The organism is Micromonospora sp. NPDC051543, from assembly GCF_044454415.1.
In the GTDB taxonomy this organism is placed as follows: domain Bacteria; phylum Actinomycetota; class Actinomycetes; order Mycobacteriales; family Micromonosporaceae; genus Micromonospora.
Window position 1 is genome coordinate 124,150 of record NZ_JBITDT010000005.1, and the last position, 16,656, is coordinate 140,805.

Annotated in this window: 17 protein-coding genes; 7 read left to right on the forward strand and 10 right to left on the reverse strand. The window is 72.7% G+C overall.

Features of this window, described 5'->3' with window-relative positions; all coding sequences use genetic code 11:
* The first annotated feature begins 111 nt into the window (after positions 1 to 111).
* The 3 genes from ACIA3K_RS10690 to ACIA3K_RS10700 all read left to right on the forward strand — a co-directional run bounded on the left by ACIA3K_RS10690 (position 112) and on the right by ACIA3K_RS10700 (position 3,592).
* Entirely contained in the window at positions 112 to 2,454 is a 2,343-nt protein-coding gene (locus tag ACIA3K_RS10690; protein WP_396800446.1) for a DEAD/DEAH box helicase, read from the forward strand.
* Positions 2,455 to 2,553: 99 nt separating this feature from the next.
* Positions 2,554 to 2,757 (forward strand): hypothetical protein, encoded by a 204-nt coding sequence (locus ACIA3K_RS10695; RefSeq protein WP_396800447.1) that lies wholly within the window; start codon positions 2,554 to 2,556, stop codon positions 2,755 to 2,757.
* 256 nt (positions 2,758 to 3,013) lie between these two features.
* Complete coding sequence (locus tag ACIA3K_RS10700) at positions 3,014 to 3,592, forward strand: hypothetical protein (RefSeq protein ID WP_396800449.1); 579 nt, start codon at positions 3,014 to 3,016, stop codon at positions 3,590 to 3,592.
* 226 nt (positions 3,593 to 3,818) lie between these two features.
* On the opposite strand, the gene ACIA3K_RS10705 is transcribed toward ACIA3K_RS10700, so the two are convergent.
* From ACIA3K_RS10705 to ACIA3K_RS10745, 9 genes are all read right to left on the reverse strand, one after another.
* Positions 3,819 to 4,175, reverse strand: a complete 357-nt coding sequence (locus tag ACIA3K_RS10705; RefSeq protein ID WP_396800816.1) for an Rv3654c family TadE-like protein — start codon at positions 4,173 to 4,175, stop codon at positions 3,819 to 3,821.
* On the reverse strand, positions 4,175 to 4,606 hold the full coding sequence (locus tag ACIA3K_RS10710) for a TadE family type IV pilus minor pilin (protein WP_396800450.1): 432 nt from the start codon (positions 4,604 to 4,606) through the stop codon (positions 4,175 to 4,177). The genes ACIA3K_RS10705 and ACIA3K_RS10710 overlap by 1 nt, the downstream gene beginning before the upstream one ends.
* Positions 4,603 to 4,770: a DUF4244 domain-containing protein gene (locus ACIA3K_RS10715; RefSeq protein ID WP_234584142.1), complete on the reverse strand. Its 168-nt coding sequence runs from the start codon at positions 4,768 to 4,770 to the stop codon at positions 4,603 to 4,605. The genes ACIA3K_RS10710 and ACIA3K_RS10715 overlap by 4 nt, the downstream gene beginning before the upstream one ends.
* A 22-nt stretch (positions 4,771 to 4,792) precedes the next feature.
* Positions 4,793 to 5,431, reverse strand: a complete 639-nt coding sequence (locus ACIA3K_RS10720) for a type II secretion system F family protein (RefSeq protein WP_396800451.1) — start codon at positions 5,429 to 5,431, stop codon at positions 4,793 to 4,795.
* A complete protein-coding gene (locus ACIA3K_RS10725) occupies positions 5,431 to 6,681 on the reverse strand; it encodes a hypothetical protein (RefSeq protein ID WP_396800452.1) in 1,251 nt (416 codons plus the stop codon). Before ACIA3K_RS10725 ends, ACIA3K_RS10720 begins: the two co-directional genes overlap by 1 nt.
* On the reverse strand, positions 6,678 to 7,889 hold the full coding sequence (locus ACIA3K_RS10730) for a TadA family conjugal transfer-associated ATPase (RefSeq protein ID WP_396800453.1): 1,212 nt from the start codon (positions 7,887 to 7,889) through the stop codon (positions 6,678 to 6,680). Before ACIA3K_RS10730 ends, ACIA3K_RS10725 begins: the two co-directional genes overlap by 4 nt.
* Positions 7,886 to 8,986, reverse strand: coding sequence for a septum site-determining protein Ssd (gene ssd, locus ACIA3K_RS10735; protein WP_396800454.1), 1,101 nt, complete (start codon positions 8,984 to 8,986; stop codon positions 7,886 to 7,888). Before ssd ends, ACIA3K_RS10730 begins: the two co-directional genes overlap by 4 nt.
* Positions 8,987 to 9,208: 222 nt before the next feature.
* Complete coding sequence (locus tag ACIA3K_RS10740; RefSeq protein WP_396800456.1) at positions 9,209 to 10,207, reverse strand: CU044_5270 family protein; 999 nt, start codon at positions 10,205 to 10,207, stop codon at positions 9,209 to 9,211.
* On the reverse strand, positions 10,207 to 10,758 hold the full coding sequence (locus ACIA3K_RS10745) for an RNA polymerase sigma factor (protein ID WP_396800458.1): 552 nt from the start codon (positions 10,756 to 10,758) through the stop codon (positions 10,207 to 10,209). The genes ACIA3K_RS10740 and ACIA3K_RS10745 overlap by 1 nt, the downstream gene beginning before the upstream one ends.
* Before the next feature lie 104 nt (positions 10,759 to 10,862).
* Between ACIA3K_RS10745 and ACIA3K_RS10750 the strand changes: the two genes are divergently transcribed.
* The 3 genes from ACIA3K_RS10750 (at position 10,863) to ACIA3K_RS10760 (ending at position 13,524) form a co-directional block, all read left to right on the forward strand.
* Positions 10,863 to 11,471: a DUF4240 domain-containing protein gene (locus tag ACIA3K_RS10750; RefSeq protein ID WP_396800459.1), complete on the forward strand. Its 609-nt coding sequence runs from the start codon at positions 10,863 to 10,865 to the stop codon at positions 11,469 to 11,471.
* Positions 11,472 to 11,819: 348 nt separating this feature from the next.
* Positions 11,820 to 12,623, forward strand: a complete 804-nt coding sequence (locus ACIA3K_RS10755; RefSeq protein WP_357123615.1) for an HAD-IB family hydrolase — start codon at positions 11,820 to 11,822, stop codon at positions 12,621 to 12,623.
* A 268-nt stretch (positions 12,624 to 12,891) separates the two neighbouring features.
* Positions 12,892 to 13,524, forward strand: a complete 633-nt coding sequence (locus ACIA3K_RS10760) for a TetR/AcrR family transcriptional regulator (protein WP_396800461.1) — start codon at positions 12,892 to 12,894, stop codon at positions 13,522 to 13,524.
* 8 nt (positions 13,525 to 13,532) lie between these two features.
* On the opposite strand, the gene ACIA3K_RS10765 is transcribed toward ACIA3K_RS10760, so the two are convergent.
* Complete coding sequence (locus tag ACIA3K_RS10765; RefSeq protein ID WP_396800463.1) at positions 13,533 to 14,279, reverse strand: oxidoreductase; 747 nt, start codon at positions 14,277 to 14,279, stop codon at positions 13,533 to 13,535.
* 220 nt (positions 14,280 to 14,499) lie between these two features.
* On the opposite strand from ACIA3K_RS10765, the gene acs reads away from it, so the two are divergent.
* Positions 14,500 to 16,464, forward strand: a complete 1,965-nt coding sequence (gene acs / locus ACIA3K_RS10770) for an acetate--CoA ligase (RefSeq protein ID WP_396800464.1) — start codon at positions 14,500 to 14,502, stop codon at positions 16,462 to 16,464.
* Positions 16,465 to 16,656 lie beyond the last annotated feature (192 nt).

The following is a 16,656-nucleotide window of genomic DNA, read 5'->3' on the forward strand; positions in this document are numbered from 1 at the left end:
TAAACTCTCCTGGGCATCTAACCACTACCGCCGGGACACCCTGCGGTCACCGGCGGCGGCTCTCCCCTTACCCCGGGGCCCGGCTTTTCATCTCCGAACACCAGTGCGAGAGTGCAGGACGTGACTTCCTCCCCGCCGGTCGACCTGCTGCGCCGGCTGCGCGCACGCGGCGCCGGCGACCCGGTCACCCACGTCGAGCGGGTGCCCGCCCGCGTCGGGGTGCCGGCGCCGTGGCCGGCATGGGCGCCGCCGGAGCTTCGGGCGGCGTTCGCCCGCCGCGGCGTGGTCGCGCCCTGGCAGCACCAGGCCGAGGCGGCCACCCTGGCGTACGAGGGCGGCCACGTGATCGTCGCCACCGGCACCGCGTCCGGCAAGTCCCTGGCGTACCAGCTCCCGGCGCTGGCCACGCTGCTCGCCGACCCCCGGGCCACCGTGCTCTACCTGGCGCCGACCAAGGCCCTCGCCGCCGACCAGCTGCGGGCCGTCGCCGGCCTGGAGCTGGAGGGGGTACGCCCCGCCTGCTACGACGGGGACACGCCGCGCGCGGAACGGGAGTGGATCCGCCGACACTCCCGCTTCGTGCTGACCAATCCGGACATGCTGCACCACGGCATCCTGCCCGGCCACGCCCAGTGGTCGGGGTTCCTGCGCCGACTGGCATACGTGGTGATCGACGAGTGCCACACCTACCGGGGTGTGTTCGGCTCGCACGTGGCGCACGTGCTGCGCCGGTTGCGCCGGCAGTGCGCGCGCTTCGGGGCCAGCCCGGTGTTCGTCCTCGCCTCGGCCACCTCCGGCGACCCGGCGACCGCCGCCGCGCGACTCACCGGCCTGCCGGTGACCGCGGTCACCGAGGACACCTCGCCGCGCGGCGGGGTGACCTTCGCGCTCTGGGAACCGCCACTGCTGCCACCCGACTCGGGCTCTTCTTCGCCGGTCCCCCCGCAGGCGACGGGCGACCACGACGACCTTCGCCAGGTCCGCCGGTCCGCGCTGCGCGAGACCGCGGACCTGCTCGCCGACACGGTCGCCGAGGGGGTACGCACACTCGCGTTCGTCCGCTCCCGCAAGGGCGCCGAGGTGGTGGCGGCCAACGCGCGCCGGGCGCTCGACGACGCCGTGCCCGGGCTCGGCGACCGGGTGGCCGCCTACCGGGGCGGCTACCTGCGCGAGGAGCGCCGCGAGCTGGAACGCGCGCTGCTGCACGGTGACCTGCTCGGCTTGGCCTCCACCAACGCGCTGGAGCTGGGCGTGGACCTGGTGGGGCTGGACGCGGTGCTGATCTGCGGCTATCCGGGCACCCGGGCGTCGCTGTGGCAGCAGGCGGGCCGCGCCGGACGTTCCGGTCAGGAGGCCCTCGCGGTGCTGGTGGCCCGGGACGACCCGCTGGACACCTACCTGGTGCACCACCCGGAGGCGATCTTCGGTGCGCCGGTGGAGGCGACGGTGCTCGACCCGGCCAACCCGTACGTGCTGGCCCCGCAGCTGGCCTGCGCCGCCGCCGAGGCGCCGCTGACGCCGGCCGACCTGGCGCTCTTCGGCGACGGGGCGAAGGAGGCGGTGGACGAGCTGGTGGCAACCGGGGCGCTGCGGCAGCGGCCCACCGGCTGGTACTGGCGACACCGCGAGCGCCCCGAGGTGGACCTGCGCGGCGAGGGCGGCGCACCGGTCTGCGTGGTGGAGTCGGCCACCGGCCGGCTGCTCGGCACCGTCGACGGCGGCTCGTCCCACTTCCTGCTCCACCCCGGCGCGGTCTACCTGCACCAGGGCGTCTCGTACGTGGTCGACGAGCTGGACCTCGCCGACGGCTGCGCGTTGGTGCACGTCGAGGAGCCGGACTGGTCCACCCACGCCCGGGACGTCACCGACCTGTCCGTGGTGTCGGTGCGCTCGTACGTCGACGCCGGGCCGGTCGGGATGTTCCTCGGCGAGGTGGACGTCACCAGCCAGGTGGTGTCGTACCAGCGGCGCAGGATCGCCACCGGCGAGGTGATCGACACGCGGCCACTGGACCTGCCCACCCGGGAGCTGCGGACGGTGGCGGTGTGGTTCACGCTGTCCGAGCGGTCGCTGACGTCCGCCGGGGTGCAGCCGGCCGACGTGCCGGGCGCGCTGCACGCCGCGGAGCACGCGGCGATCGGCCTGCTTCCGCTGATGGCGACGTGCGACAGGTGGGACATCGGTGGTCTCTCCACCGCCCTGCACCCGGACACCGAGGCGCCGACGGTCTTCGTCTACGACGGTCACCCGGGCGGGGCGGGCTTCGCGGAGCGCGCCTACGGGACGGCGTCGGCGTGGCTGCGGGCCACCCGCGACGCGATCGCGGAGTGCGGCTGCGAGACCGGCTGCCCGTCCTGCGTGCAGTCACCGAAGTGTGGCAACGGCAACAACCCTCTCTCGAAGCCGGACGCGATCCGGGTCCTCGACGTGGTGCTGGGCAATCTGCCCTCCTGAGCCACCTTGCATGAATCCCGGTGGCACTGGGCACAATGATGTGGGAGCGCTTCCATCGATGCTTGTGTTGTAGTTCGCCCCCGCGCCCGAGGAGAAGTTGTGGCCGACACGATCGCTGAGACCGTCGACCTGCTCTACACCATCGACCAGGAACACCTCACCCTCGACCAGCAGATCGCGCTCGGGGCCGCGCTGGCCGCGTTGGCTCAGGCCGAACGGCTGGAGCAGATCAACGAGCGACTGCGCGGCATCCACCAGGTGCTCAACACCTGGTCGTTGAAGTCGACGGTGGACAGTCGCTGAACCCGCGCATGACCGGTCCGGCCGGGCGGACCGGTCAGGCTGGGCCAGTCGGGGCGAACCGGTTGGGGGTGGCCGGTTCGGGATGCGCGGGTTCGGGGTGCGCGGGCTCGGGGTGCGCGGGCTCGGGGTGCGCGGGTTCGGGGTGCGCGGGTTCGGGGTGCGCGGGCTGGTCGGGTGGGTGAGTCGGATGGGCGTGGGCCGACGGGGGTTGCGCGGCTGTGCGAGACTCCGGCGCGACACCCCCTGAGGAGATCAGATGCAGCTCGACAACTTGCAGACCCTGCAGCAGTTCCACATCCGCCAGCGGCTGCGGATGATGGTCAACCAGTACGAGGTCCGCGCGGTCGCGCAGGACGGCAGCGAGGGCGAGCTGCTGGCCTTCGCGCAGCAGAAGCGGCTCGCTTTCAAGGAGCAGGTGACGATCTACACCGACGACTCCAAGCAGCAGCCCCTGCTCGGCTTCAAGGCACGCCAGCGCATCGACCTCGGAGCCACGTACGACGTCACCGACGCGGCCGGTAACCCGATCGGCCTGTTCCGTAAGGACTTCGCCCAGTCGCTGCTCCGCTCCACCTGGCACGTCGAGCAGGCCGGCCTGCCGCAGGTGACGGGTCAGGAGCGCAGCCTGCCGGTGGCGCTGCTGCGCCGGTTCGTCGACTCGCTGTCCTGGCTGCCGTACCACTTCGACTTCCTCGCCGGCGGCCAGCCCGTCTTCTCGGTGGTCAAGAAGTGGGGCCTGCGCGACAAGTACGTCGTCGAGGTGCAGAACCCGCAGATCGACCGCCGCCTCGTCATCGCCATGGCCGTCGCCCTCGACGCGCTTCAGGCTCGCTGACGCACCCCGGCTGGCGCTTCCGCCATCTTGCCCGCGATCTTGTACTTTGTGTGCCGACATAGGCCACGAAAGCCACAGTTCGTCGACACAAAGTGCAAGATCGGCGGAGCTGCCCACTCAAGCTCGGCCCGGCGGGGCAGGGCCCACTGCCCCGCCCCGCCGCCGACTGCTGCCCGGTCCAACCCGACCAGGCCCTACCCACTCCGATCCGGCCGGGTTCTGCCGTTCAGCCGCGCACCGGTCCGGCGCGGACCGTCGACGCCGCGACCCGGGTCAGACCCGGAATCGGCGTGAACGCCACCTCGACGGTCACCAGCACGTCGAGCCCGTCGACGACACAGTCCACCATTCGGCCGCCGTTGCGCTGGACGATGTCCACGACGGACGCGCACGCCGCCGCGTCACCGTCGAGCGCCCGGGTAGCACCTGCCAGCGCGCCGAGATCAGCGGCCACCGCCGCGCGCTGGGCCGCCATCCCGGTCGCGGCGACGGCGGCGCCGAATGTCCCGACCAGCACGAAGACGAGCCCCAGCGCGAGCAGCAGGACCGTCGCCCCGCCCCGGTCCGCGCCCGAGCGGCCCATCACCCAGTCCCCTCGTTGACGCCTGGTTCCACCGCTGCGACAGCGGTGGCTACCACGCTGATCCGTGGTAGCCGCTCCCCGAGCGCACGGACCGGCGCACGGACGGTCGCGTGCACCCGGTCCCCTTCGATCGACACCGACACCTCGGCCCCCGGTGGCGCGGCCGGTGCACCGTCCGGGTTGTCGGCGCCCCGGGCTGCGGCGAGCGCGGCTTCCCGGGCGGCGTGCAGGCAACTCGCCTGCGTGCTGACGGCGTTCACCGCCGTCAGGCCGGCGAGGAGGAGCAGGAGAAGCGCCGGCAGGCCGGCCGCCAGTTCGGCGGTGAAGGATCCCCGCTCGCCGCCGACGAGGTGGGCCCACCGGCCGCCGTCGGACGCGCGCCCGGGAGCGCCGGTGTCCCGCGTACGGTCGACCTGCCGGCGCCCGATCACTTGAGTGCCCGGTCGATGACCGCGGTCAGCGCGGACTGGACGTTGCCGGAGGTCAGCACCTTCAACAGGATCCCGGCGAAGGCCACCGCGGCGAGCGTGCCGACGGCGTACTCGGCGGTGTTCATTCCGTCGTCGCCGCGCAGTCGGGCGATGAGTTTGCGCATGGATCTTCCCTTCCTCGATGGGTCAGAGCACGTCGCCGAGAACGGCGACGATCACCGGCACCAGGCCGGCGAGAATGAACGCGGGCAGGAAACAGAGCCCCAGTGGCAGCACGATGAGGACGCCGGCCCGACGTGCCGACGCCTCGGCGGCGGTGGCCCGGTCGGCCCGCAGGTCGTCGGCGAGACGGGTCAGCGCACCGGCCAGCGCCGCGCCGCTGTTGGCTGAGCGGAACGCCGCCGCGGCCATCCGATCCGCCCCTGGCACACCATCCAACGCCGACCACGCCTCCGCTGGGCCGCCGCCGAGGAGCAACGTGCGGCCCACCCGGGCCAGTCGGGTGGCCAGCGGGCCGTCCAACGCCTCGGCGACCGCCAGGACCGAGCGGTCCACCGGCGCACCGGCGCGCATCGCCGCCGCCAGGAGGTCGGCGGCGAGCGGCAGGTCGGCGGCCTCCCGAAGCCGCTGGTTGCGTACGGCGGGAGGCTCGATCCGCCGCAGCGACACATCCAGCAGGACAGCGACCGGAACAGCGCCCAGCAATCCGAACCAGCCCTGCACAACCACTGCCACGGCAAGCCCGGCCATGCCTGCCGCGAGCCGGATCGCATCCGGACGACGGCGTATGCCCGCAGTCCCGCGAGTGCCCAGCGCCGGGGACATCAGGTGGTCCGCCCCGGCCCAGCGCCCAGCCGCTCAGCCCAGAACAGGCCGACGATCTGTAGCGCGACGGCGAGGACCGCGCACACCCCGCCGACCGTGTCGTGCAGGAGCACCGCCAGGGGGTCGACCCCGATCCCGTACCCGAGCCCGATCCCACCGATCGGCAGAGCAGCCAGCAACCAGGCGGTGGCGCGTGCGCCGGCGGCCTGTGCCGCTGCGGCAGCCAGCCCACGGTCCGTCGCACGGGCGTCCGCCTCGATCCGCTCGATCAGCTCCGCCAGCGGCGCGCCGGTCCGATCCGCCAGCCGCACGGCGGCCGAGGTCAGGTCGCGAAGCCGATCGACGCCGGCCATCGATGCTCCCGTGACGGAGGTGATCTCGAGGGTCGACGGCATGGGCGAACCCGCCCGAAGGTCGGCCGCCAGGCCGCACAGCAGGTCCAGGTCGCGCCGTCGAATCAGCTCGACCTGCCGATTCGTTCCCCAGCGCAGCAGGGCGCGGATAGCGAGCGTGCCGTAGCCGGCCATCGCCACGGCGGCCACCGGCCCGCCGGACACGGCTCCGACACCTGCTCCCGCCAGACCGGCCAGGAACAGCACACGACGCGGTGACCGTCGCGCGCGTACCGCAAGCGTCGCAAGCTGCCCACCACCTTCCGGGCCCGCCGGGGCCGCGAACGTCCCGCCGATCTCGTGGCCCGCCTGGCCCGCAGGCTGACCGCCGGCCGCGTGTCCTGCCGACTCCGCGAACAGCCCGCCGGATTCGTGGCCCGCCTGGTCCGCGAACTGCCCGCCAGCCGCGTGGTCCGGAGGCCTGGCTTCCTTGAGGGTTTCGGCCTCCGGCCCGGCGATGGCGGACGGGCGGCGGGAGTCCCGACGGGCCGGCGGGCGAGCCGGACCGGCCGGCCGGGTGGGCCCCACCGGTCCACCGATTGCCCTGGAACGGCCCGGGCTGTCGTCCAGGTCCCGAGTGGACCAGGCGACCGACGTCCGCCCGCTGCTCGACGTTGGCTGCGCGAGTACGCCCGGTTGGGCCGGGGCGACGACACCGTCGAACTCGTCGACGGGTCGGTCCTGCCCGCGAGCGAGGTCCCTGATCCACTCGACCAGGGCGTCGTCCGGGTCGACACCGGTGACACGGGTCGGGGCCAGCACCCGACGTTGGCGGTCTCTGATGCTCTTCGCCCGCCAGATCACCAGGAACGCGGTGGACAGCAGCAGCGCCGCGACCAGCGCCATCGTGGCGTTCATGCCGGACCTGCCGATCCGGGCCACGGCTCGGTGAGGATCGGCGGGACCGCGACGCCCCGGTCCCGCAGCAGCGCGCCGAACGTACGGGCGGCCAGCCCCAGGCCCCGTCCACGTACCCAGGCGGGCACCACGGTGGCCAGGCGTTCCGGCCCTTCGGGGAGCAACAGGCAGATCGATTCGAGGACGCGGCCCTGATCGCCGCGACGTACCTGGAGCAGCACCTGAAGCGCGGCGACCACCTGGGCGTGCATCGCGGCGCGGGGCAGACCACCGAGCATGCCGAGCGCCTCCAGCCGGGCCGGCACGTCGGACGGGGTGTTGGCGTGCAGCGTGCCGGCACCGCCGTCGTGACCCGTGTTCAACGCGGCCAGCAGGTCGACCACCTCTGCGCCCCGGCACTCCCCGACGACCAGGCGGTCCGGACGCATCCGCAGCGCCTGCCGGACCAGGTCTCCGAGGCTGACCACGCCCGTCCCCTCGACATTGGCGGTACGGGCCTGGAGCCCGACCACGTGCGGATGCCCCGGTTGCAGCTCTGCGGCGTCCTCGACCAGGACGATCCGTTCGGTGGCCGGCACCAACCCGAGCAGAGTGTTGAGCAGGGTCGTCTTGCCCGAGCCCGTGCCGCCGGTGACCAGGTACGCCAATCGGGCCGCGACGACCGCGGCGAGCAGCGGTGCCACCGGTCGCGGCACCGTCCCCTGGCTCACCAGCTCGTCGAGCGTGTACGGACGATGCCGGAACGTCCGCAGGGACAGGTAGGGGCCCTCGGTCGCCACCGGAGGCAGTACGGCGTGCAGGCGGGTGCCGTCGGGCAGGCGGGCGTCCGCGTACGGGGAGCCGTCGTCGAGCCGCCGACCCGCGCTGGCGATGAGCCGCTGCGCCAACCGGCGGACGTCGTCGACGGAGCCGACCGGGATCGCCACCTGGTGCAGCCCCGCGCCCCGGTCCACCCAGACGCGTACGCCGTTGACCAGGACGTCGGTGACGTCCGGATCGGCCAGCAGCGGGGCGAGTGGTCCGGCGCCGACGAGGTCGTCGTGCACCCGGTCGGCGATCCGCAGGACGGCGGTGTCGCCCAGCACGGCAGCGGTGGGTTCGGCGCGTACGGCGGACACGATCGCCGCCGGGGTGACCGGCTCGGTGGCGGCGACGATCCGCTGCCGCACCCGGGCCGCGAAGGAGGTGTCCTCCGGCTGACCGCTCATGCCGCACCGTTCGTGGCGCCGGTGAGGTCCGCGACGATCCGCTGGCACAGGGCGGCGAGCGGACCCTTGCCCGCCGCCGCCGGGGCCTCGCCGCGTTCGAGGCCCCGGCAGAGGCCGGGCTCGGGGCGCAGCGTGCCGGCGAGGGGAAGCCCGAGGGCCCGTGCCACTTCAGTGGCGCGCAGACGGCCGGGGGCGGGCCCGCGCACCACCACCGAGAGCGCATCGCAGTGTGGTGCGGCCACGGCCACCACCCGGGCGGCGGCCGCGGTGGCACGCAACTCCGCCGGTACGACGACGAACGCCTGGTCGGCCGCCTGCAACGCGACCACGGCGGCGTCGTCGAACTGCCGGGGCAGGTCGATCACCACGAAGTCCCGGCCCCGGTGGGCGGCGTCGACGGTCGCCGCCATGGCCGCGGCGGGCAGCGCCAGCATCTCGCCGCGGTCCCAGGAGAGCACCACCAGGTCACCCCGACTGGGCAGGGCCTGGACCAGCGCGGGTGCGTCCACCCGCCCGTCCGCGCTGGTGAGCGACGGCCAGCGCAGCCCCTCCAACTGCTCCCAGCCGAGGACGAGATCGAGGCCACCGCCGAGCGGATCGGCGTCGATGAGCAGGGTGCGCAGTCGGGCCCGCGCGGCGGTCACGGCGAGCCCGCCGGCGAGCACGCTCGCCCCGGCGCCACCTCGGCCCCCGAACAGCGCGACGATCCGCGCGCCCGGGCCGCCCGGCTGGTCGGGGCCGTGCTCGGCCAGGCGGTCCACGAGCCACGGCTCGGCGGCGGGCAGCGCGGCGACGTGTTCGGCCCCGATCAGCTCGGCGATCTGCCAGCCGGGGTCGATCTGACCGGTCCGGCCGACGAGCACCAACCGGGGCCGCTTCGGTAGCCGGGCCCGCAGGCACGCCTGCGACTGGTCGACACCGAGCAGCACCAGCGGCGCGGAGGCCCAGCGGGTGCGTGCCGCGGCCGGGTCGGCGGCGAGTTCCACCTCGGCACCGCCGGCGGCGGCGAGCCGGAGCAGGTCGTCGAGCAGGTCGCCGTCCCCCGTGACGACCAGCGGGAGCCGTCGGATCGGCGGAACGGAGGTACGGGGTGCCATCGCGGCCTCCAGCGGTCGGGATCGGATGCACCGCCGACCCTGCTCGCGCTGGACCCCGAACGACGCCCTCGACCCGGCCGCCTGTGGACAACTCAGGGGCCTGTGGACAACGCCCGCCGAGACGGTTGATCTGCTACGCGCGCCGGCGTTCGTGCAGCTGGCGGCGCTGCCGCAAAAACACCGCAGGGCCGCTCCCGAGAGAGCGGCCCCTGAAATCGGTGGTCAGCCGACGCGGTCGGTCCAGGCGGTGTCGATGATCATCTGGTACGCGTTGATCCGTACCGGCGCGAGCGTCAGCATCTCGTGGGCGAGCAGGCCACCCGTGTTCGCGTCGAAGATCAGAAGGGATTGGACGTCGTGTTCCCGGTCGTCGTAGGTGACCGCGACACCGGCCCGACCGGCGCGATCGGTCACCTGCCCCCGCCAGCGCAGGCCGGGCAGGTCGGCGAGCGCCCGCAGGATCTCCGCCCGGGTGGCGCGCGGTATGACGTACCGCGCGTAGAGCGTGCCGACCTCCTTGCTCGCCGCCCCCGGGCCGTACTCAATCTTGAGCAGTTCCCGCAGTCGCACCGGATCGGCCGGCGGTGGCGTCAGCTCCATCGGCGGCAGCGGAATCAGCGAAGGATCGTCAACCGCCGGGCCCTGCGGGAGCTTGCGCTGCCAGTACGCCTGGGACTTCTCGTCGGGGTACTGCGGCTCCAGTTGGGTGTTGGCCTGGCTGCCGGTCCCGTCCGCGGCCTGCCACACCTTCGTCTCCCCGACAAAGGCGACGTGGTAACGGTCGTCGGGTGAACTCATCACCGGGTCACCCCACACCTTCGTGTGGTGGTACATGTAGCGCCCGCCGCGGTTGTCGTACCCCGCGTCCTTGATCTTGCTGGCCAGCGTGCGCAGCCGGGGGCCGGCAGCCGGCGGGTCGGCGTCGAACTGGTACGCGACCGGCACGAGCACCAGCCCCGCCGCGTCCCCGGGCCCACCCGGGACGTCCGGCGTGGTCTCGCCGGACGGCCGCAGCGCGGCCGCCGCGCCGGCCGCCACCGCGAGCGTCCCGGCCGTCAGGACGAGCCGGCGAGTCGGGCGTACGCGACGATGCGCCGCCGCCTCGGCGACGCCGGCACGATCGATCAACTCGTGGGCCGCGACCGAGGGCGGTGCGACGGTCGCGCTCCGAGCCGGGTCGGCCGGGCCGATGAGGGTACGGGTACGTCCCACTGAAAACATCACAGCTCCTCTCGCGTGGTCGCCAACAGTGGGCGGCGGGGACGGACCGGCCGGCTCGACATCGCCACGGTCAGTCGACGGCGAGCGCGGTGCAGGCGCACCGCCGCGGTCGTCCGGGTGCAGCCGAGGACCTGCGCGGCCTCGGACACCGTCAACTCCTCCCAGCCGACGAGCCGCAGGATCTCCTGGTCGAGGTCGTTGAGGGTCGCCAGCGCGGCCCGGATGTCGGCGACGCCCACGGTCGTGTCCGCACCGGTCGGGTCGGCCACCCGCGTCAGGTCGGCATCCGCGATCGGCAGAAGATCCGGGGCGGCCCGCCGGGAGCGCCACTGGTTGGCCAACAGGCGCCGGGCCACCCCGTACAGCCAGGGCAGGCTGTGGTCCGGCACCTCCGGACGACGCCGCCACGCGACGACGAACACCTCCTGGGCGAGTTCCGCCGACGCGTCGGCGTCGCCGAGGCGGCGCAGGCCGTACCGGACGATGTGCGCGTACTCGGCGGCGTAGAGGCTGGTGAACCAGACCTCGTCGCGCTTTCCCGGTGGACCCACCCGAACCCCCATCACGACGGCGACCCTCACCCTGGCTTGTGTCGCGAAAGGCCCGTCGATTACCGCGCCGCAATTTGTCGGAGCTGTCGGGCACACTCCCGGCCGTGAATGTGGATGAGTTCTGGAGCGTCGTGGAGAGGGCACGGGCCGCGGCCGGCGTGGCGGCGGGCCAACCGCAACGCGACGGTCAGCCGAGTGCGGTCGCCGACGCCCTGGTGACGGAGCTGACGCGACTTCCGTTGTCGCACATCGTGGCGTTCGACCAGGTGTTCGGCGAGGTGGCCGATCGGGCGGACAACTGGGATCTCTGCGCGGCCTGCTGGATCATCGAGTACGGCTTCCTCTCCGACGACGGATTCTCCGACTTCCAGGCGGGGTTGGTCGGTCTGGGCAGAGATGCGTTCGAGTCGACAGTGCGTGCTCCCGACTCGCTCGCCGACCATCCCGCAGTACGGCTGATCAGCGCATCGGAGGGTAGCCATCTGTGGATCGGCGACGAGGCACTCCTGTTCGCCCCGGAAGCGGCGTACGAACGACTGGCGGGCGACTCGGAGGCTTTCTGGGAAGCCGTCGCGGCAGCGCAACCCGCGGCTGACGTTGCATCGGCCGAGCCTGCCGAGGAGCGCTGGGACCTCACCGACGAAAACGAGTGGCGGAGGCGACTGCCCCGGCTCTTCGAGCTGTTCCGCGCCCGCCGATTCGCGGCCGAGTAGGAGCAGCGGGAGCGCTCCCCCGAAAGGGACGACCCCCGTCGGGGGGAGACGGGGGTCGTCAACGGTTCGGCTCCGGGGGGGTCGAGCCGAACCACTCAGCGGTCACGGGGGGTGCAACCGCCGAGGGCCTGTCTGTTTCGGGTATGTGAAAGCACGTCGTGCGGACAAGTCTGCCTGAGCGGGCCCGTCACGTCGAGTGGTGTTCACTCCACTCAGCGCGAAAATCTCCTCGCTGAATGTGAGCACGGTCACGCTGAGCGGTGGTGGGGGTGCCCGTCCGCAGGTCCAAGGGGTGGCCTGACCCCGGGCACCCGCCGACGATAGACCATCCGGCTAGACTTTCGCGCCGTGGGCCGAAGTGCCGCTTTCTTCGATCTGGACAAGACCGTCATCGCCAAGTCGAGCGCCCTGGCGTTCGGTCGGCCATTCTACCGGGATGGGCTGATCACTCGGCGTGACGTGGTCAAGTCGGCGTACGCGCAGCTGATGTTCCGGCTGGGCGGCACCGACGAGCAGACCATGGCCCGAACACGGGACTACCTGGCCGCACTCTGCAAGGGCTGGCAGGTGGAACAGGTCCGCCAGATCGTCGCGGAGACGCTCCACGAGCTGATCAACCCCTATGTGTACGCCGAAGCCGCCGCCCTGATCGAGGAGCACCAGGCGGCCGGGCGGGACGTGGTGCTGGTGTCGGCGTCCGGCGAGGAGATGGTCCGCCCGATCGGCGAGCTGCTCGGGGTGACCGACGTGATCGCCACCCGGATGACGGTGCGGGACGGCCGTTACAGCGGTGAGGTCGAGTTCTACGCGGCCGGTCCGAGCAAGGTCGAGGCGGTCACCGAGTTGGCCGCTGCCCGGGACTACGACCTGGCCGACTCGTACGCCTACTCCGACTCGTACAGCGATCGCCCCCTGCTGGAGTGCGTGGGGCACCCGAGCGTGGTCAACCCGGACCGGCAGCTCCGCAAGCTGGCCTCGGAGAACGCCTGGCCGGTGCTGGAGTTCCGGCACCCGATTCCGCTGGGCCGCCGTTGGCGGGAGCGGCCGGCCGTTCCGGTGGCGGCGGCCGCGCTGGGGGTCGGTGTGGGAGTAGCCATCGGCATCGCCTGGTACGGCCGGCACCGCCGCACGCGCGCTGCCGCCACGGCCTGACCGAGCCCGTCCGGGCAACGCACGGCCTCGACACTCGCCGGCGACGCCACCCTCGGTAGGCATCCGCTCTCTCGGCGCTCACCCTCAGGCTGTCACCGGCATCGTCGACAGTCGTCTATCCGACACAGTTCATCATCCCCGGTCCCACGCCGTATTGAGCGGTCGCTCAAAAATACGTACCCTCCGTTTGAGCGACCGCTCAACAAGGGGCGGATCGCATGACCGACGACAGCGCACCGCCGCATCCGGCCCGTCCGAGAGGAGAGCCATGTCCGACACCAAGCAGCGTCTCCTCGACGGCGCCATCGCCGCCATCCGGGAACACGGCATCGCCGGCGTCTCGGCCCGCACCATCGCCGCCGCCGCAGGCGTGAACCAGGCGCTGGTCTTCTACCACTTCGGCACCGTGGACGACCTGCTCGCGGCGGCCTGCCGGGTGAGCACCGCCGAGCGGATCGAGCACTGGTCGGCGCGGCTGGCCTCGGCCGGTTCGCTGCGCGAGCTGCTCGCGGTCGGGCGGGCGCTGCACGAGGAGGAACGGCAACTCGGCAACGTCACCTTCCTGGCCCAGATGTTGGCGGGCGCACAGGCGGACCAGCGCATGGCCGCCCCCACCGCCGCAGCGCTCCAACTCTGGGTGGACGAGATCGAGCAGGTCCTGCGGAGGCTGCTCGCCGGGTCACCGTTCGCCGAGGTGGCCGACGTGCCCGGCCTGGCTCGCGCGGTCTCGGCCGCCTTCATCGGGCTGGAACTCTACGACGGGGTGGACCCGGCCGGCGCGGACCGGGCGATGGCCGCGCTCGACCAGCTCGCGCTCCTCATGGAGATCGTCGACGATCTCGGACCGATCGCCCGCCGCGCGCTACAGGCCAAGGTCAACCGGGCGACGCGGCGGGACTGAGCCACCGCTCACGCGGCGGCGAGAATGTCGTCGCCGATGGTGGTGAGCTGGTCGGCGCCGACCTCGACGGCCGACATGTAGTGACGCAGCCAGGAGCGCAGCCCATCCGGGGTGCCGGTGGCGAACGCGCCGGCCGCGCCGACGTACTCGGGCTCGCGTTCGGCGTGACCGACGTCCACGGCGAGCAGGCCGCGCGGGTCGAGGCCGCTGGCGAGCAGCACCAGCCGGGCGGCGCCGCGCGCCACCACGCCGGACGGTCCGGCGAACGGACGCAGATTGAGCAGTTCTCCGTGTACGACGGCGGCGAGCACCAGCGGGGAGACCTTCGTCCCGCCGGCCACCAGGCCGGCCAGCCCGTCGAGGCGGGCGGCGACCACCGGATCGGCGACCGGACGACCCAGCTCCGCCTCCGGCACGATGTCCCGGGCGGCGAGGACGTGCAGCCGGGCGAGGGCCTGCCGCGGCGCCTTCGGCCAGAGTTCACTCAGACCGGGCAGCGCACCGGCGACCCGTAACGCTCCCTGGAGCACCGGCTCGGTGACGGTCCCGGCGCGTACCTCCTCGCGCTCGTGGACGGCCCCTTCGAGCGCGGCGCTGGCCACGGCCGAGCGGAGGCCGACCTCGGCCGCGACCTGACCGCCGTTGCGGCGCAGCGCGCGGTGCCCGAGCGCCTGGTCGAAGCGTTCGCGGGCCCGGTCGACGGCGGGCGCGATGTCGGCGAGCGCGAGCAGCGGGGCGAGCGGGTCGGTGGTCACCCCGCCACGCTAGCGATCCCACCCGGCTGATCGGCCCACACCCGCCCGCAACGCGACCCGGGCCACCCGACTTGATCGCAGCGGCCCGCAGCACGGCCGTCGGGCGCGTGGCGGGGGCCACTCGGCGCGATGAGGTGGGCAGCGGTCGCCGGCCGGGGGACCCGCGACTACCCTCGTGCCCATCGAGACGCAGGTCACCCCGAGGACGAGGAGTCACGGCATGAGCGAGGCATTGGCCAATCTGCTGAACGAGACGCGCCAGTTCCCCCCGCCGGCCGAGCTCGCCGCGCACGCCAACGTCACCGTCGACGCGTACGCCGAGGCGCAGGCCGACCGGCTCGCCTTCTGGGCGAAGCAGGCCGACCGGCTGGCCTGGTCGAAGAAGTGGGACGAGGTGCTCGACTGGTCGAACCCGCCGTTCGCGAAGTGGTTCGTCGGTGGGCAGCTCAACGTGGCGTACAACTGTCTGGACCGGCACGTCGAGGCGGGCCGCGGTGACAAGGTCGCCATTCACTGGGAGGGCGAGCCGGGCGACACGCGGACTCTCACGTACGCCGACCTGCACGAGCTGACCTGCCGCGCGGCGAACGCGCTCACCGACCTGGGCGTGACCGCCGGCGACCGGGTGGCGATCTACCTGCCGATGATCCCGGAGGCGGCGGTGGCCATGCTGGCCTGCGCCCGGATCGGCGCGGCGCACAGCGTGGTGTTCGGCGGGTTCTCGGCCGACTCGTTGAGCAACCGCATCCAGGACGCCAGCGCCAAGGTGGTGATCACCGCCGACGGTGGTTACCGGCGGGGCAAGCCGTCGGCGTTGAAGCCGACCGTGGACGAGGCGGTGGCGAGCTGCCCGTCGGTGGAGCACGTGCTCGTGGTCCGCCGCACCGGCGAGGACGTGGCGTGGTCGGAGAAGGACCACTGGTGGCACGAGACGGTGGAGACCGCCTCGGCCGAGCACACCGCGCAGCCGTTCGACGCCGAGCACCCGCTGTTCATCCTCTACACCAGCGGCACCACGGCCCGCCCGAAGGGCATCCTGCACACCACCGGCGGCTACCTGACGCAGGCGTCGTACACGACGCACGCGGTGTTCGACCTGAAGCCGGAGACGGACGTCTACTGGTGCACCGCCGACATCGGCTGGGTCACCGGCCACTCCTACATCGTGTACGGCCCGCTCTCGAACGGCGCCACGCAGGTCATGTACGAGGGCACCCCGGACACCCCGCACAAGGGCCGCTTCTGGGAGGTCGTCGACAAGTACCGGGTGAGCATCCTGTACACCGCTCCGACGCTGATCCGGACGATGATGAAGTGGGGCGAGGACATCCCCGCCGGGTTCGACCTGTCGTCGCTGCGGCTCCTCGGCAGCGTCGGCGAGCCGATCAACCCCGAGGCGTGGATGTGGTACAGGCAGCACGTCGGCCGGGGTGAGCTGCCCATCGTGGACACCTGGTGGCAGACCGAGACCGGCGCCATCATGATCTCCCCACTGCCGGGGGTGACGGCGACGAAGCCGGGCTCGGCGATGGCCCCGCTGCCCGGCATCGTCGCCGACGTGGTGGACGACCAGGGTCAGTCGGTGCCGAACGGTGGTGGCGGCTACCTGGTGCTGCGCGAGCCGTGGCCGTCGATGCTGCGGACCATCTGGGGTGACGACGACCGGTTCATCGAGACGTACTGGAGCCGGTTCGAGGGCATGTACTTCGCCGGCGACGGCGCGAAGAAGGACGACGACGGGCACATCTGGCTGCTCGGTCGGGTGGACGACGTGATGCTGGTTTCCGGGCACAACATCTCGACGACCGAGGTCGAGTCGGCGCTGGTGTCGCACCCGTCGGTGGCCGAGGCGGCGGTGGTGGGCGCGACCGACCCGACCACCGGCCAGGCGATCGTGGCGTTCGCCATCCCGCGGGGCAGCACGGACATCGCCGGCGAGGCGGGTGAGCAGCTCATCGCGGACCTGCGCAACCACGTGGCGAAGACGCTCGGGCCGATCGCCAAGCCGCGGCAGATCATGCTGGTGCCGGAGCTGCCGAAGACCCGCTCCGGCAAGATCATGCGTCGCCTGCTGCGGGACGTGGCCGAGAACCGTTCGCTCGGCGACGTCACCACCCTGCAGGACTCCTCGGTGATGGAGCTGATCTCCTCCGGGATGAGTGGCGCGAAGTCCGACGAGGACTGACGACAGGCGTACCCCGATCGGTGGGTGATGGTCCGCGCGGACCGTCACCCACCGTCGTCTTTTGTGGACTCGACCGCCTGGCGTGCCGCCGGCCGACCGTTCGACGGATAACGCCTGCATCACGTTCCCGCCGTTCGGCCGGATTCTCATTTAGTTTCACGAAGGTCGGCTGGCCCTCGACGCGACGCTGCG

What these genes read in the sequence shown, in the direction of transcription:
- ACIA3K_RS10730 (WP_396800453.1), bottom strand. Translation starts at nt 7,889, where the DNA reads ATGAGCGGTCAGCCGGAGGACACCTCCTTCGCGGCCCGGGTGCGGCAG.
- ACIA3K_RS10705 (WP_396800816.1), bottom strand. Translation starts at nt 4,175, where the DNA reads ATGGGCCGCTCGGGCGCGGACCGGGGCGGGGCGACGGTCCTGCTGCTC.
- ACIA3K_RS10760 (WP_396800461.1), top strand. Translation starts at nt 12,892, where the DNA reads ATGTCCGACACCAAGCAGCGTCTCCTCGACGGCGCCATCGCCGCCATC.
- ACIA3K_RS10715 (WP_234584142.1), bottom strand. Translation starts at nt 4,770, where the DNA reads ATGCGCAAACTCATCGCCCGACTGCGCGGCGACGACGGAATGAACACC.
- ACIA3K_RS10740 (WP_396800456.1), bottom strand. Translation starts at nt 10,207, where the DNA reads ATGTTTTCAGTGGGACGTACCCGTACCCTCATCGGCCCGGCCGACCCG.
- ssd (WP_396800454.1), bottom strand. Translation starts at nt 8,986, where the DNA reads ATGGCACCCCGTACCTCCGTTCCGCCGATCCGACGGCTCCCGCTGGTC.
- ACIA3K_RS10720 (WP_396800451.1), bottom strand. Translation starts at nt 5,431, where the DNA reads ATGTCCCCGGCGCTGGGCACTCGCGGGACTGCGGGCATACGCCGTCGT.
- ACIA3K_RS10700 (WP_396800449.1), top strand. Translation starts at nt 3,014, where the DNA reads ATGCAGCTCGACAACTTGCAGACCCTGCAGCAGTTCCACATCCGCCAG.
- acs (WP_396800464.1), top strand. Translation starts at nt 14,500, where the DNA reads ATGAGCGAGGCATTGGCCAATCTGCTGAACGAGACGCGCCAGTTCCCC.
- ACIA3K_RS10725 (WP_396800452.1), bottom strand. Translation starts at nt 6,681, where the DNA reads ATGAACGCCACGATGGCGCTGGTCGCGGCGCTGCTGCTGTCCACCGCG.